The 14,283-nt window shown below is 73.4% G+C and carries 15 protein-coding genes and 1 riboswitch; of the genes, 9 read left to right on the top strand and 6 right to left on the bottom strand.

Annotated elements, in window-relative coordinates:
- Positions 1-30: 30 nt before the first annotated feature.
- Both AAH991_RS23085 and uppS read right to left on the bottom strand, forming a co-directional pair.
- Complete coding sequence (locus tag AAH991_RS23085) at positions 31-1,476, bottom strand: oxygenase MpaB family protein (RefSeq protein WP_346227973.1); 1,446 nt, start codon at positions 1,474-1,476, stop codon at positions 31-33.
- Entirely contained in the window at positions 1,473-2,189 is a 717-nt protein-coding gene (gene uppS / locus AAH991_RS23090) for a polyprenyl diphosphate synthase (RefSeq protein ID WP_346227974.1), read from the bottom strand. The genes AAH991_RS23085 and uppS overlap by 4 nt, the downstream gene beginning before the upstream one ends.
- A 364-nt stretch (positions 2,190-2,553) precedes the next feature.
- Positions 2,554-2,698, top strand: a riboswitch (cyclic di-AMP (ydaO/yuaA leader).
- 12 nt (positions 2,699-2,710) lie between these two features.
- On the opposite strand from uppS, the gene AAH991_RS23095 reads away from it, so the two are divergent.
- Entirely contained in the window at positions 2,711-3,433 is a 723-nt protein-coding gene (locus AAH991_RS23095) for a glycoside hydrolase family 25 protein (RefSeq protein WP_346227975.1), read from the top strand.
- A 48-nt stretch (positions 3,434-3,481) separates the two neighbouring features.
- Here the strand turns inward: AAH991_RS23095 and secD are convergent, their stop codons facing one another.
- Positions 3,482-5,728: a protein translocase subunit SecD gene (secD, locus tag AAH991_RS23100; protein WP_346227976.1), complete on the bottom strand. Its 2,247-nt coding sequence runs from the start codon at positions 5,726-5,728 to the stop codon at positions 3,482-3,484.
- 33 nt (positions 5,729-5,761) lie between these two features.
- Entirely contained in the window at positions 5,762-6,220 is a 459-nt protein-coding gene (locus AAH991_RS23105; RefSeq protein WP_346227977.1) for a hypothetical protein, read from the bottom strand.
- A gap of 235 nt (positions 6,221-6,455) precedes the next feature.
- Between AAH991_RS23105 and AAH991_RS23110 the strand changes: the two genes are divergently transcribed.
- The 4 genes from AAH991_RS23110 to AAH991_RS23125 all read left to right on the top strand — a co-directional run bounded on the left by AAH991_RS23110 (position 6,456) and on the right by AAH991_RS23125 (position 8,614).
- Complete coding sequence (locus AAH991_RS23110) at positions 6,456-6,821, top strand: hypothetical protein (RefSeq protein ID WP_346227978.1); 366 nt, start codon at positions 6,456-6,458, stop codon at positions 6,819-6,821.
- 317 nt (positions 6,822-7,138) lie between these two features.
- Positions 7,139-7,462 (top strand): TraR/DksA family transcriptional regulator, encoded by a 324-nt coding sequence (locus AAH991_RS23115; protein WP_346227979.1) that lies wholly within the window; start codon positions 7,139-7,141, stop codon positions 7,460-7,462.
- Positions 7,459-8,289, top strand: a complete 831-nt coding sequence (locus AAH991_RS23120) for a rod shape-determining protein (protein WP_346227980.1) — start codon at positions 7,459-7,461, stop codon at positions 8,287-8,289. The genes AAH991_RS23115 and AAH991_RS23120 overlap by 4 nt, the downstream gene beginning before the upstream one ends.
- Positions 8,276-8,614 carry a TraR/DksA family transcriptional regulator gene (locus AAH991_RS23125; RefSeq protein ID WP_346227981.1) on the top strand — a complete coding sequence of 113 codons (339 nt, stop codon included), beginning with the start codon at positions 8,276-8,278 and terminating at the stop codon, positions 8,612-8,614. Before AAH991_RS23120 ends, AAH991_RS23125 begins: the two co-directional genes overlap by 14 nt.
- Before the next feature lie 54 nt (positions 8,615-8,668).
- On the opposite strand, the gene AAH991_RS23130 is transcribed toward AAH991_RS23125, so the two are convergent.
- Both AAH991_RS23130 and AAH991_RS23135 read right to left on the bottom strand, forming a co-directional pair.
- On the bottom strand, positions 8,669-9,472 hold the full coding sequence (locus AAH991_RS23130) for an SDR family NAD(P)-dependent oxidoreductase (RefSeq protein ID WP_346227982.1): 804 nt from the start codon (positions 9,470-9,472) through the stop codon (positions 8,669-8,671).
- Positions 9,473-9,581: 109 nt separating this feature from the next.
- A complete protein-coding gene (locus AAH991_RS23135) occupies positions 9,582-9,905 on the bottom strand; it encodes an SDR family NAD(P)-dependent oxidoreductase (RefSeq protein ID WP_346227983.1) in 324 nt (107 codons plus the stop codon).
- Positions 9,906-9,957: 52 nt separating this feature from the next.
- Between AAH991_RS23135 and AAH991_RS23140 the strand changes: the two genes are divergently transcribed.
- The 4 genes from AAH991_RS23140 (at position 9,958) to AAH991_RS23155 (ending at position 14,283) form a co-directional block, all read left to right on the top strand.
- The gene (locus AAH991_RS23140; RefSeq protein ID WP_346227984.1) at positions 9,958-10,872 is read left to right on the top strand and encodes a VOC family protein; all 915 of its coding nucleotides are present in this window, start codon (positions 9,958-9,960) and stop codon (positions 10,870-10,872) included.
- Between the two features lie 8 nt (positions 10,873-10,880).
- Positions 10,881-12,353, top strand: a complete 1,473-nt coding sequence (locus AAH991_RS23145) for an FAD-dependent oxidoreductase (protein WP_346227985.1) — start codon at positions 10,881-10,883, stop codon at positions 12,351-12,353.
- Positions 12,353-13,102 (top strand): SDR family NAD(P)-dependent oxidoreductase, encoded by a 750-nt coding sequence (locus AAH991_RS23150; RefSeq protein WP_346227986.1) that lies wholly within the window; start codon positions 12,353-12,355, stop codon positions 13,100-13,102. The genes AAH991_RS23145 and AAH991_RS23150 overlap by 1 nt, the downstream gene beginning before the upstream one ends.
- Before the next feature lie 98 nt (positions 13,103-13,200).
- Positions 13,201-14,283: an SUKH-4 family immunity protein gene (locus AAH991_RS23155; RefSeq protein ID WP_346227987.1), complete on the top strand. Its 1,083-nt coding sequence runs from the start codon at positions 13,201-13,203 to the stop codon at positions 14,281-14,283.

Raw genomic sequence — 14,283 nt, forward strand, 5'->3', positions numbered from 1 at the left:
CCGTTTCCCCGGCGAGGGCGCCGGAGGCCGTCAGGACTGGGCGAACATCTGGTCGTAGACGCCGGAGTGGCGGCGGCCGGCCATGAAGTCCAGGAACCGGCGGACGAACTCGCCACGGGTCAGCCGCTCGCCGGCGTCGCCGCCGCCCGGGTCCTGGTCGAAGGCCGTCCGGAAGAGAGCCCGGCACTCCCGGGCGTCGATGACCTGGTCGTCGTCCGTGTCGGTGACGTCGAACAGGACCTCGGCGATCCGGATGAGGGCGGAGCCGGCCATGGCGGCCGCCGCGGCGGCGTACTCGTCGCGGGTGATGCGTCCGTCGCCGTCGGTGTCCAGCTCTTTCTGCAGCTCGCGCCACCAGTCGGCGAAGGCGGCGAACAGGCGTTCCTCGTCCTGGGTGTCCAGGTCGAGCCGGGTGGCGATCTCCCGCGCCATCGCGGCGAGGTCGGGCCAGCCGAGGCGGCCGTCGCCGGTCTGGTCGAGCACCTCGGAGAAGAACCGCGAGGCGGAGCGCACCGCCGAGTCGCCGGCGGCCGCCGTCTCCTGACCGGGCGTGAGCAGGCGCAGCAGCGCCCCGGCTTTCGCCACGCCACGGCGTAGCCCCGCCAGCGCCTCGCCGCCGCGTTGGGGCGCGTAGCCCGGGTCGAGCATGGTCATGACCGTGTCCAGCCGTGTCCACGACTCGGGGAGCAGCCGGGTCGCGAGACTCGTGGACAGGCAGGTGGCCTGCATCAGCGTGCGCGTGCCCGGCACCTCGGCGACCCCCAGCCGTGCGCGGAGCGACTCGGGCAGCGACGCCACGATGATCGCGCTGGCCGTGGGCCCGGCGATCGCCCTGCCCGCCGCCCACACGGCCGGCTGATCGCGGAGCAGAGGGGGCGCGGGTACCTGCGCGAACAGGCGGTCGAGGATGACGTGGACCGCTTCGGTGTTCTCCAGTCGCTCCTCCACGACGGACGTGTAGTAGCGCCAGAACTCCCGCAATGTGGGCGGAAGCTTGCCGCCGTAGGGGTCCATCAGTGCGAGGAACGCCTGGAACTCGGCGTACAGCCGGTCCAGGGCGGGGCCGTCGAGGGACTCGCCGCTGAGCCGGCACATCGTGACCGAGGACTCGAACAGCGTCGCCACCACCCAGGCGCGTGCCTCGGGATCCGCGGCGTTGAACGGGCGGTTCTCGGCGTCGGCGCCGGTGATGCGGGCGTGCAGGCGGTTGAGCCGGGCCGCCTCCCGCTGCCGCACCCGGGGGTCGGGGTCGACCATCCGCTGCGCGCTGAGCACGGTGTTGCGCAGGCGCCGCCACGGGTGTGCGACGAAGGTCGAGTTGGTGATCAGCGCGGCGCCGATCTGCGGGTACGCGGCCTCCAGGACGATGGCCCGGCTCGCCACCAGCCCCCAGCGTGCCTGGTGGGTCAACCGGTGAAGCATCGATCCCGGGCCGAGCGGATCGGCGTCGGTTCCGGCGGGTTCGGCGTGGCTCATCGACATTCCTTTCCTGTCAGGGCCGGTGCCCGCACCCCGCCGAACCGGCGGTCGCGCCGCCGGTAGGTCTCCAGGCATTCCCAGAAGTGCCCGGCGCGGAAGTCCGGCCACAGCACCCGGGGGAAGACCCATTCGGCGTAGGCCACCTGCCACAGCATGAAGTTGGAGATCCGCTGCTCTCCGGAGGTGCGGATGACCAGGTCCACCTCCGGCATGTCCGGGTGGGGCAGACGCCGGGCGAAGCTCTCCTCGGTGACCTGCTCGGGCGGCACACCGTCGCGGATCAGCGACCGGGCGGCCTCCACGATGTCGCGGCGGCCCCCGTGGTCGAACGCCACGGTCAACGTCATCCGCCGGTTGTCGCGGGTCAGCGCCGTCAGATCGGCGATGTCACGGGCCAGCGCGGGCGGGATCCGCGGGTCGGTGACACCGAGGAACCGGCAGCGGATCCCGCGCATGTGCAGGGACAAGGCGTGTTTGCGGATGGCGCGGCGAATCAGCCGGAGCAGGTCGTCGACCTCGGCGGCCGGGCGCCGCCAGTTCTCGGTGGAAAAGGCGTACAGGCTCAACCACCCGACGCCGGCCGTGTGGGCCGCCTCGATGACATCGATCACGGCGGCCTCCGCCGCCCGATGCCCCTCGACGCGGGACAGCGACCGCTGCGCGGCCCATCGGCCGTTCCCATCCATGACGCAGGCCACGTGATGAGGCACGCCTCTCACATCGCCCGCCGCGGGGAGGAGTACATGGTCACTTCCGTCGGTCGCCGACATCCCGGCCCTGCTTTCGGGGGAGGGGAGGAGAGTGATCTCTCCGGAGACGGACTCTTTCACGGATCGTGATCCGATGACTACTTACCGTCGGTAGTCATGATCCTTACCCTGCTCGGCCGGGTCGGGGGGCCTCCGGCCCCCGTCTCCATGGGCGGGTCCGGGTTGTCGCAGGTAAAGACGTGTTTTGTCCCGTTTACACCATTCTGGTGGTGTGTGTACCTTTAGGGCACACGGTTCGGGGTACCCACCGGCTTCCGGTTCCGGATCCCTTGCCGTGTCGTTGCCCGGTCCGCGCGGTCCCATGACCGTGCGGCCGCCGAATCCGCGATCAGCGGAGCCGGGGACCCACTTCTCTCCGGGGTGAATCGGGAGCAGCCCCCAGATGCGCCCGTAGGGCACTTCCTGCCCGAACCCGTCAGCTAACCCGGTAGGCGGCATGGAAGCAAGGAGTCAGCCCCGACATGTCCACCCATCGCCCCTCCCTCGGCCGCCGGCCCTCCGGCCGGCGCCTGCGCTCCGCCCTCGCGGCGGCGGCCCTCGCGGTCTCGGCCGCCACGGCCGGCGTCACGGCGGCCGTGGCGCTGCCCGCCCCGGCCTACGCCAACCCGCACACGTACGGCCAGGACGTCTCCGGCTACGAGGCCGACCACGACTGGATGAACAGCCGTGCGCAGTTCGGCTTCATCAAGGCGACCGAGGGCACGTCCTGGGTCGACTCGTCCTTCCCCCGGCACTGGCGTGAGCTGGACAAGAAGGGCATCGTCCGCGGCGTCTACCACTACGGTCATCCCTCGAACGACCCCATCGCCGAGGCCGACCACTTCCTCGACGTGGTGGGCTCGCAGCCGGGCAAGCCCGGCGACATCCTCGTGCTCGACCTGGAGACCAGCGACGGCCAGTCGGTCGAGCACGTCAACGAGTGGGCCAGGGCCTGGCTGGAGTACGTGACGGCCAAGACCGGGACGAAGCCGATGTTCTACAGCGGCTGGAACTTCGCCGACAAGTACGGCCGCGGCCTCGGCGACTACCCGCTCTGGGTGGCCCACTACAGCAAGGCGCCGGGCGACATCACGCCGCCCGCCGACTGGAAGTCCTGGGCGATCCACCAGTACACCGACTCGCCAATCGACCAGAACGTCTCCGCGCTGACGCCCGCCCAGCTGCGCGCGCTCGGCCGTCCGTAGCCGCACGGTCCCCGGGACGGGCGTCCCGTCCCGGGGACCGCGCCGGCCTCAGACCACCGCGCCGGAGCCGTCGCGCCGCGCGGGCTTGACCCGCGGTGCGGCGGGAGCCGGCGGCGGCTGGCTGGAGCGCCGCTCCAGCGCGATCGCCACCGGCCCGGCCACGAAGGACGACGACAGCGTGCCCACCACGATGCCGATCAGCAGGGCGACGGCGAAGTCCCGCAGCGAGTCGCCGCCGAACACGGCCAGCGCCGCCAGGATGAACAGCGCCCCGAGCCCGGTGTTCACCGTGCGCGGCGCGGTCTGCAGGATGGCGGCGTTCACCACGCGGCCGAACGGCTCGCCGCGCCGTATCGGCCACAGCTCGCGCACCCGGTCGAACAGCACGACCTTGTCGTTGACCGAGTAACCGATGATCGTGAGCATCGCCGCCAGGAACACCCCGTCGATCGGCTTGCCCAGCCAGGCGAACGTGCCGATGACGACGGCCGCGTCCACGAACAGCGCCGCCACGGCCGCGGTGCCGAACGTCCACCGGAACCGGAACGCCAGGTAGGCGAGCTGCGCGGCGAGCGCGACGGCGAGCGCGATGATCGCGTTGCGGCGCAGCTCCTCGCCCAGGCTCGGCCCGATGAGCTCGTCGCGCTGCTTGGTGACCTCGCCCACGCTGCGGTCGAGCGCCTCCTCCACACGGACCACGTCGTCGGCGCTGATCTGCCCGGTGCGCACCGAGATCGCGTCGTCCGACCGCTGCACGACGGCCGAGGGGAACCCGGCGTCCGCGACCGCCTGCCTGGCCGCCCCGACGTCGACGGGCCTGCTCGTGCCGAACTCCACGATGCGGCCGCCGGTGAACTCGACGCCGTAGTTCAGGCCGCGGGTGACCAGCCCCGCCCCCGCGAGCACGAGCAGCCCGGCCGCGACGGCGAGCCACAGCCGCCTGCCCCGCATCAGATCCGGGTCGCGCCGGGTCAGCCAGGTCCTGACCCGGCCGATCGAGCCGATGCCGGACGCCCGCGGGCCGATCCTGCGGATCAGGGCGTCGGCGAGCACCCGGGTGATCAGCATGGCCGAGATCAGCGAGGCCAGCACGCCGATGGCCAGTGTCACGCCGAAGCCCTTCACCGGCCCCGAGGCCAGCCAGAACAGCAGCCCGGCGGCGAGCAGGGTGGTGATGTTGGAGTCGGCGATCGCGCTCCAGGCGTTCTTGAAGCCGCGTTCGAGGGCCGCCTTGAGACCCCGGCGGGGCGCCTCGCCGTACTCCTCCCTGGCCCGTTCGAAGACCAGCACGTTGGCGTCCACCGCCATGCCGATCGCCAGGACGAACCCGGCCAGGCCGGGCAGCGTGAGCGTGGCCCCCATGGCCACGAGGCCGGCGTACGAGATCAGGCCGTAGCAGGCGAGCGCGACCGCGGCCAGCACGCCCACCAGCCGGTAGACGATGCCGATGAACACCGCGGTCAGGATCACCCCGACGACGCCGGCCTTGGCGCTCGCGGCGATGGCGTCGGCGCCGAGGGTCGGGCCGACCGTGCGCTGCTCGACCAGTTCCAGCGGCACGGGGAGCGAGCCGCCCTTGACCAGCACCGCGAGGTTCTGCGCCTCCTCGGCGGTGAACGACCCGGTGATCCGCGTGGTGCCGCCGGGGATCCCCGCCTCGCAGGCGGTCGACTCGTCCACCTGCGGCGAGGAGATGATCTCGTTGTCGAGGACGATGGCGACCCGGCGCTTGTGGTCGCCGACCGGCGCGCAGGCCGCCTTGCCGGTCAGCTCCCGCCAGGGTCCGGGCTCCTTGAAGTCGATCGTGACGAACCAGCCGGGCCCCATCTGAGGGTCGGTGCGCGCGGCGGCGTCGGTGACGCCGGCCCCGCTGAGCGCGACCGGCCCGAGCTTCAGCTTCTGGCCGGTCTCGTCGGCGATCGCGTCCTTGTCGCCGGCCTCGGCGGGGCCGAGCACGGGATGGAAGTTGAGCTGGGCGGTCTTGCCGATGACCGAGGCGGCCTCGCGCGGGTCGAGAACGCCGGGCAGTTCGACGATGATCCGCTTCTCGCCGGAGCGGACCAGGGTCGGATCGACGACTCCGAGGGCGTCCGCCCGGCGCCGGAGCACGTCGAGGGCACGGTCGGTGGCGTCGGCGTCCGCCTTGACCGTGGGAGAGTCCTTCGTCTCGAAGACGAGCTGGGTGCCGCCGCGCAGGTCGAGGCCGAGGCGCGGGGCCATGGTGAGGGCGAGCAGCAGTGAGGTCGCGATGACGGCGAGCGCCGCCACCGCGCGCCACATGGGCGCACGGGACATGAAGCCTCCACAGGCGTACGAGTGGGAAAGGTCTCAGTACGCGGTGGAGGGAGGAGCGCGGGCCGAGGCGGCCCGGCGCGGGCACTGGGCGGGCGCGCCGTCGTGGTGCGGCCCGGCCCGGGTGACCCGGGTGCCGCCGCGCGGCGCCGCGGGGTTGGGCAGCACGACCGGCCCGCCGGACACGCCGGGGCCGCCCGGGCCCGCCTGGACGCGGGGCGGGTCGTTCCGGGCAGGACCTGTCGCGTGGGCCGGGGGCCAGATGCGCGTGTCCGTGAGCCGTGCGCCGTCCCGCGCCGGGGCCCGGCGGAGGGCCATCTGGTGAACGCCGCTCGCCGTGACCGCCACCCGATCCGGGGTGTGCGGGCCCGAGACGTGGAGACCGGCGGCGCGATGCGGCGTCTCCCACGCGGACGCGGACGCGGGCACGCCGCCGGCGGTCAGGACGATCGCGTGCAGCAGGAGCAGCAGCGCGGCGGTCAGCCTGCGTCGCACGATCGTCGCCTCCCTTCCGCTTCGCCCGGTCCTGCGGCCACCGTAGCGAGTTCCGCGCGTGAGTGCCGCATGCCGAACCGGCGGGAACGGGAAACGCACCCGTGGGGGAGGGGACCGCCCCGTGAGAAACGGGTACGCAGAACGAATGGCGGGAACCGGGCAGGCACCGATCGGGAGAAACGGGCGGCGGAAAACGCGGATGACCGTTTCGCGAAGGTGGGTTATGGTCGGTCTCATGGCGACCTCACGACGTGGCACGTGCGGGTCCACCGCCTTCGCGTTGGTGGTGGGCCTGCTCATGCTCGCCCTCGCGCTGGTCGCCTCCACCCCCGCCTGGTACGGCGGGGATCCCGCTCAGCGCACGCCGCAGGCCGCCGCCGAGCTGTGGACACCGGGGGCGTGGACGCCGCAGTCGGCGACCCTGCCCGCGGGCCCGGCCGGTCCCGAGCACCTGCCGTTCCCGTTCCGGTCGCGCGTCGCCGTGGCCGCGGCTCCCGTCGCCGTAGCGGTGCCCGCCCGGAGCCACGAGGACATCGTCCTCAGCCCGCAGCAGACCGGGCACCGCACCGCCGGCTCGCGCAGTCCACCACAGGCCGGGTGACACAAGCTCGCTCGGAGCACGCCGCGGCACCATCCCGGTCCTCGTCGTCGCGCGCCTGACCCGTACCCGGCCACACCGGCCCGGCAGGTCGGGCGATCGGCGACGCGACCGGTGAGGGGTGCCGGCTTTCGCGCATCCGCACCCCGCCGTGCCGCCGTTTCCCCCCGGAGGTCGTCGCGGCGCGCCGTCCTGAGCCGAGCCTCCTGACCGCCGTCCCGCGGGCCCGCCCGCGTACTCGTCTCGCGTACCGGCCACCGGTGCGCCGAAGGCGCGCACTCGCGCGCCGACATCATCCTTCACCTGGAGTGATGCCGCTTATGGCAGAGATCAGGTCGCCGCGCCTCCTCTTCGAGGAATGCCGGCGGTACACCGCGCAGCTGTCCGAACTGCGCATGCTGCTCGAGGAGCGGCTCCACGCGGCCCGGGCCGAGCTGGCCCGGGTGCGCGACCCGTACGACACGCGCGTACGGCAGGCACGGCGCGACGTCGCCGCCATCGAGGCGGCGCTGGAGCGGATGGATCGGGGCCTCTACGGCACCTGCACCCGATGCGAGGCGTTCCTGCCGCTCGACCGGCTCCGGCTCGCGCCGCACGTGCAGCAGTGCGCGGCCTGCGCCGGCGAGGCCCGGATGTCGGCATGACGGTCATGACCGGCATGACCGGTGTCAACGGGAGGAGAGGCGGGGGAGCGGCCCTCGCCATCGACCTCGGCACCGCGCGGACCCGGCTGCTGCTGTCCGGCAGCACGGCGATCAAGGAGCGGCCTTCGGCGTGCGGCGATCCGGGGGCGCGCCGGTGGCCGGTGCGGCACGGCATGGTCGCCGACATGCCCGGATGCGCGCGGCTGGTCCGCACCGCGCTGCGGGACGCCGTGACCGAGCGGCACCCGCCCCTCGAACGCGTCCTGCTCGGCGTGCCCGTCGCGGCCTCGCGGCTGGACCGGCGCGCCGCGTTCGCGGCCGTCAGCAGCGCCGCCGGCTGCCGGGTGACGATCGTCGAGGAGCCGCTGGCCGCGGCGGTCGGCTGCGGCGTGGACATCGCCGACCCGAGGCCCCGGCTCCTGCTCGACGCCGGGGCGGGGATCGCCGAGGCCGTCGTCATCCGGGCCGGCGAGATCGCCGACGCGGGCGCCGTACAGGTCGCCGTGGGCGGCCCGGCGGAGGGCGCCGGCTGCCCGCCGTACGCGCGGGAACGCGTCGTCGCGATGGTCGCCGACCTGATCGCGCGCGTTCCCGCCGCCCTGCGGGCAATCGTCAGGCAGCAGGGCCTGCTGATCACGGGCGGCGGCGCCCTCGACCCGGAGCTGGCCCGCAAGCTCTGCGCGGAGCTGCGGATCACCGTCAGCCCCGCGGCCGATCCCGCCAACGCGACCGTCAGAGGGCTGGCCTGCCTGCTGTCCACGGTCGAGCACCGCACTTCCGGCATGTCTGCCATCGGACGAGAGGACGTCGACGATGACCACCAGTGACGAGTTCACCGCCATCAGCAGGCCGCAGATGCAGGCCATGCGCGCGGACCTGGAGGAGCAGCTCCAGTGGCGTGAGGTGCAGCTGCGCGATCTGCGGGCCGCCGTCGACGGCGGCAACGACGGCGCGGCCAGGCTCGCCCTGCTCGCCGACGTCGCCGCCACCGAGCGGGCGGTCGCCGAGCTGCGCAAGGCGCTGGAGCGGATCGAGGAGGGCAGCTACGGCCACTGCGCCGACTGCGCCGCGGCCATCCCGTTCGGCCGGCTGAAGATCCGGCCCATGGCCCGCTACTGCATCACCTGCCAGCGGCGCCACGAAGCCCGCTGACGCGGGCGCGCCCGCTCCGCCCCCGCACGCCGGGGGCGGAGCGGCCCGGCCGGGTCAGGATGCGTCGAGGTCGGGCGCCCACACGACGCCGTTGATGTGCGCGCCGCCGTCCACGAACAGCGTGTTCCCGGTCAGATAGCGCGCGTCCTCACCGCACAGGAACAGCACGACGGGCGCGATGTCCTGCTCGGGGTCGCCCATCCGGCCCATCGGGTTGGCGCGGCCGGCCGCCGCCTCCAGCTCGGGATTTCCCGCCATCCTGCGGGCGAAGGCGGCGCTCTTGGCGCCCGGGCAGACCGCGTTCACCACCACGCCGGTCGGCGCCCACTCCCGGGCCGCCGTACGGGTGAGGGTGCGCAGCGCCTCCTTGGCCGAGTTGTACTCCAGCGTGCCCATATGGGCGTTGACGCCGTTGAGCGAGCACATGTTGACCACACGGCCCCAGCCCTGGCGCTTCATGTGCGGGAACGCGGCCCGCATCGCCCAGAACGGGCCGTAATAGCCCATCGCGAAGCCCCGGCCGAGCTGTTCGTCGCTCTTGTTCTCCACCCGGCCGATCGGGCCGGCACTGCCCCAGGCGTTGTTGACCAGGATGTCGACGCGGCCCCACGCCTCGGCGGCGGCCTCGACCATCGCCTCCACCTGGGCCCGGTCGGTGACGTCGGTGCGGAGGAACCTGGCGTCCGCCCCGAACTCGCCGGCCAGCTCGCGCGCGGTCCGCGCCCCGGTCTCCTCGTCGATCTCCGCCACCAGCACCCGGGCGCCCTCGGCGGCGAACCGCCGCGCCACGCCCCTGCCGATCCCGTCGCCGGCCCCCGTGATGATCGCCGTACGCCCGGCCAGCCGCCCGTCGCCCATTCGCCCGCCTTCCACTCGCGCTCGAAGTGGGCAGAGGTTAGCCATCCGAGGCGCCGGGGGCCTGTCGCCTTCCGATCAGCGGGACCGCCCGGGGAGCGGCACTCGGCGTTCACCGCGCCGGCCAGGCGGCCGAACGCCGCCTTGGACGCGGAGTAGGCCACGCCCCAGCCGCCCTCGCCCGGCGATGCGGGCGGCCCCTCCTCGCGGTGCGGGCGGTGAACGCCACGTCGTACCCGGCCCGCGCGAGCGCCGGCGCCGTCGCGCGGCCGATGCCCCGGCTCACTCCCGTCACCAGGGCGGCCCGCCTGCGTTCCACGTACCCACCTTCCTGCCGGCCTTCCTGCCGCCATGGCCGGCCGTACGGGCGGGACGGCACGGCGGGGACTCTCACTGAGCGGGAGGGCCGGGGCGGCCGGACGCGGGGGTCTGTCACGGTGGGGATCGGCGATCGGTTCCCCCCGACCGGCAGATTGGATTGAGCACAAGTGACGCAGATCCGAGGACTCGGCTACCTCAAGGTCCAGACGCGTGACATCGGGCGCTGGCGCGACCTCCTCATCGACGGACTCGGCTTCGCCGAGGGGTCCGGGCCGGACCCGGACGGGCTGTACCTGCGCATGGACGAGCGCCGTGCGCGGCTCGCGGTGCTGCCCGGCGACACCGACCGGGTGCTCGCGGTCGGCTGGGAGGTGCGCGACCAGTTCGCGCTCGCCGCCGTCGGCCGCGCCGTCGAGGCGTCCGGGACACCGGTCAAGGTGCTGTCCGACGAGGAGTCCGCCGAGCGCGACGCCGAGGCGGTCATCGCCTTCACCGATCCCGCGGGTGTGCCCGTGGAGGTCTTCTTCGGGCCCGTGCTCGACCACAGCCCGGTCGTGACCGGCCTGGGCCAGCGGTTCGTGACCGGCGCGCAGGGGATGGGCCACGTCGTGGTGCCCACCACCGCGATGGACGAGACGGTCTCCTTCTACACCGAGGTGCTCGGCTTCCTGCCCCGGGGCGCCATCAAGATGGGCGGCGGGAAGCCGCCGTACCGCCGGGTGCGCTTCATGGGCGTCAACGAGCGCCACCACAGCCTCGCGATCTGCCCCGCCGGGTACGCCGGCGACCCCGGCCTGGTGCACCTGATGGTCGAGGTGGACAGCCTCGACGCGGTGGGCATGGCGCTCGACCGGGTGCGCAAGGCGGGCTTCTCGATCTCCTCCACCCTCGGCCGGCACACCAACGACAAGATGGTGTCCTTCTACGTCCGCGCCCCCGGAGGCTGGGACATCGAGTACGGCACCGAGGGCATGCGCGTCGACGAGACGTACTACACGGCCGAGGAGATCACGGCTGACAGCTACTGGGGCCACGACTGGTCCGGCTCCGAGCCGCTGGCCACCTTCGTTCCCAAGAAGTGAGCCGGCCGATGCGTTCGGTGGAACCGGTGGCGACCGGGTCCGTCGCGGCGTTCCACCACGAGTGCGACGTGCTCGTCGTCGGCTTCGGCTGCGCCGGGGCGGCCGCCGCGTACGAGGCCGCGACGGCGGGCGCGGACGTGCTCGTGCTGGAGCGTGCGGGCGGCCCCGGCGGCTCGTCCGCGATGTCCGGCGGCGAGCTGTACCTCGGCGGCGGCACGGCCGTCCAGCGGGCCTGCGGGTTCGAGGACGACCCGGACAACATGTTCGCCTACCTCGCGGCGGCGCTCGGCCCGCACGCCGACGCGGAGAAACTTCGGCTGTACTGCGACGGCAGCGTCGAGCACTTCGAGTGGTTCCGGGCCAGGGGCGTGCCGTTCAACGAGTCGTTCTACGACGCGCCGAGCTGGATGCCGCCGACGACCGACGGCCTCATGTGGCTGGGGGAGAACGCCTGGCCGTACACCACCCTCGCGCGGCCGGTGCCGCGCGGCCACCGCCCGGCCGTCGAGAGCTGGGGCGGGCGGCTGCTCATGGAGAAGCTGGTGGAGGCGGCGCGGGCGGCCGGAGCCGCGTGTCACACCGACACCCGCGCCACCAACCTCGTCCTCGGCGCCGACGGCCGGGTCGCCGGGGTCGTGGCCCGCCGGTACGGCGAGCGGGTGACCTACCGCGCCCGCAGGGGAGTGGTGCTGACCACCGGCGGGTTCGTCGACAACGAGGAGATGCTCGCCGACCACGCCCCGGTGCTGATCGGGCACGGCAAGGTCAGCGACGGCCTGGACGACGGCGGCGGCATCCGGATGGCCACCGCCATCGGGGCGGCCACCCGCCGCATGGGCGAGGTCGAGATCGCGATGACGGCGCTGCCCGCGATGCTGGTGCGCGGCATGCTCGTCAACGGGCTCGGCCGCCGCTTCATCAACGAGGACGTCTACCCAGGCCTGTTCAGCGTCGCCGCCGTACGGCACCAGCCGGGGCCGTACTGGGCGATCATCGACGAGGAGGGCTACGAGGACATCCCGGCACGGGACCTGTGGGGCGTGCGCCCGGTCTTCGTGGCCGAGACCCTCGCCGAGCTGGAGGAGTCGCTCGGCATGCCGCCCGGCGCGCTGGAGGACACCGTCACGGTGTACAACCGGCACGCCGAGCGGGGTGAGGACCCCTACTTCCACAAGGACCCGAAGTGGCTGCGCCCGTTGAAGGGACCGTTCGCCGCCGCCGATCCGCGCCTGGGGTTCGGCATGGGCGACCGCGACAGCGCGGGCAAGGGGACCGGAGCCGCCGGCTTCACGCTCGGTGGCCTGCGCACGACCGTGGACGGCGAGGTGCTGAACCAGTCCGGGCGGCCCATCCCGGGCCTGTACGCGGCGGGCCGCGCCTCCTCCGGCATGCACGGCGAGGGTTACATCAGCGGCACGTCACTCGGTGACGGCACGTTCTTCGGCCGCCGCGCCGGCCGCGCAGTCGCCAGGGAGGCGTGATGAACCGGTTCGACGGTAGGAACGTGCTGCTCACCGGGGCCGCGTCGGGCATCGGCAGGGCGGCCGCCGTACGGCTGCTGAACGAGGGCGCCACGGTGTTCGCCGTGGACCGGGACGAGGACGGGCTCGCGGAGACCGGCAAGCTCGCGGGCGGGACCGATCGGTTCGTCCCCTGGCAGGCGGACCTGGCGGACGAGTCTGCGGTGGTGTCGGCCGCGGCCGAGGCCGTCGCCCGCCTCGGCCGGGTGGACGTGCTGGCCAACGTCGCCGGCGTGCTGCGGGTGACCCCGATGGAGTCGCTGCGGCTCGACGACTACCGGCAGATCTTCGCGATCAACGTGTTCGCCCCGGTCGCGTTCTGCCGGGAGGTGCTGCCGCACATCCCGGACCGCACCGGGGTCATCGTGAACGTCACCTCGACGGCGGCGACGAAGGCGCATCCCTGGATGACCGGCTACGCGGCGTCCAAGGGCGCGCTGCTGTCGTTCTCGATCAGCCTCGCCGCCGAGCTGGCGCCGCGCCGCATCCGCGTCGTCCCGATCTCGCCCGGCGGCGTCGCCACGCCGCTGACCGCCAACCGGGAGACCTTCGCCGGCATCGACACCTCCTGGTACGCGCGCACCTATCCCCTCTGGGGGAGACCGGGCCGCCCGGAGGACATCGCCGGGACCATCGCGTACGCCGCCTCGGCGGACGGCGCCTACCTCAACGGGGTGGAGGTCCGCGTGGACGGCGGCTCGCACAGCTGACCGCTCCGCCCCCCGCGCAGCCGGATGTCCCCGCCCTCCTTCCGCCACGGTGTCTGTGATGAGCTGTCGTGGTGATCGCGACGCGAGGGCAGAGGTTGGTGACGTTCAGGACCGTGGGGGCGCCCGTGGTCCGGGCGGTCGATCCGTTCATCGCCGGGTTGGAGATCGTCGGGCATCTGCTGTGTGAGGGGCAGGAGGCACAGGCGGTGGCCCGGGACCCCGATTCGGGCCGGGTCTTCGCGCTGGAGGTGTACCGGCCCGACCTGGTCGCCCTGGACGCGTTGGCGCCGTCGGTGGAGGCGCTGCGCCGGATGGTGGCGGCCGTGGCCGAGCTCGAAGGGCTCCGTGGGCGCTTCGCCGATCTGGCGGGGCACACGGGCGTCGAGCCGGTGAAGGAAGCGCTCCGGCGGCTGGTGGCCGTCTTCCGCGCGGAGGAGTGGGGGCCGGACGGCTGGGGTCCGGCGGGCGGCCCCGAGCGGTGGCCGCACGAGCTGCCGACCCTGTGGCGCATCATGGCCGTCATCAAGCCGATGGCGCTGATCGCGTCCCCCGGGCGGGGGCTGCGACTCGATCTGCCCGCGAGGGTGCTGGAGAACGTCTTCCGCGTGCGGGGCCTTGTCCGCGTCGCGCCCGAGAACCTGCCGGCCGCGCTGACGCACGAGCCGACCCGGCGCTTCCTGAGCGAGGTCGGGCTGCCCGCGGACGCCCGGCTGTTCTCCGCCGACGGCGCCGGAGAACCGCTGCGGACGGTCCTCGAGCACCGCGAGGAGTTCCTACGGGACCCCGGCCTCGCTCACCTGCACGATGCCATCGGGCGCACCCCGCCCCCGCCCGGCGCCGATCACCTGTTCGTGATCGGCGGGATGGGCGGCTACGATCTCGAGGCGCTACTCGACGGACGCACGGGTGCGATCTATCACGCCCCCTACACGTGCGAGGAGCTGACGCCGCTCAACGCCGATGTCTCCACGTTGGCGTTCACGCTGTGGATGTACGCCATGGAGCAGGGGCTCAGAGATCCCTACGACCTCACGGGCGGCGACTTCTACCACCAACTCGCCGACACCATGGTCGCGACACTCGCCGCCGTCGACCCCGTGGCCTGCCTGCCGTCGACGGGCGCGGACGATTTCCGCTTCTGGCCGGAGGTCTTCCACGACGCGGCGGGCGGAGTGCTGTAG

This window comes from Microbispora sp. ZYX-F-249, assembly GCF_039649665.1.
In the GTDB taxonomy this organism is placed as follows: Bacteria; Actinomycetota; Actinomycetes; order Streptosporangiales; family Streptosporangiaceae; genus Microbispora; species Microbispora maris.

Excerpts from the sequence above, each read along its gene's own strand:
- AAH991_RS23085 (WP_346227973.1), bottom strand. The coding sequence starts at position 1,476 with ATGAGCCACGCCGAACCCGCCGGAACCGACGCCGATCCGCTCGGCCCG.
- AAH991_RS23095 (WP_346227975.1), top strand. The coding sequence starts at position 2,711 with ATGTCCACCCATCGCCCCTCCCTCGGCCGCCGGCCCTCCGGCCGGCGC.
- secD (WP_346227976.1), bottom strand. The coding sequence starts at position 5,728 with ATGTCCCGTGCGCCCATGTGGCGCGCGGTGGCGGCGCTCGCCGTCATC.
- AAH991_RS23110 (WP_346227978.1), top strand. The coding sequence starts at position 6,456 with ATGGCGACCTCACGACGTGGCACGTGCGGGTCCACCGCCTTCGCGTTG.
- AAH991_RS23115 (WP_346227979.1), top strand. The coding sequence starts at position 7,139 with ATGGCAGAGATCAGGTCGCCGCGCCTCCTCTTCGAGGAATGCCGGCGG.
- AAH991_RS23120 (WP_346227980.1), top strand. The coding sequence starts at position 7,459 with ATGACGGTCATGACCGGCATGACCGGTGTCAACGGGAGGAGAGGCGGG.
- AAH991_RS23125 (WP_346227981.1), top strand. The coding sequence starts at position 8,276 with ATGACCACCAGTGACGAGTTCACCGCCATCAGCAGGCCGCAGATGCAG.
- AAH991_RS23130 (WP_346227982.1), bottom strand. The coding sequence starts at position 9,472 with ATGGGCGACGGGCGGCTGGCCGGGCGTACGGCGATCATCACGGGGGCC.
- AAH991_RS23145 (WP_346227985.1), top strand. The coding sequence starts at position 10,881 with ATGCGTTCGGTGGAACCGGTGGCGACCGGGTCCGTCGCGGCGTTCCAC.
- AAH991_RS23150 (WP_346227986.1), top strand. The coding sequence starts at position 12,353 with ATGAACCGGTTCGACGGTAGGAACGTGCTGCTCACCGGGGCCGCGTCG.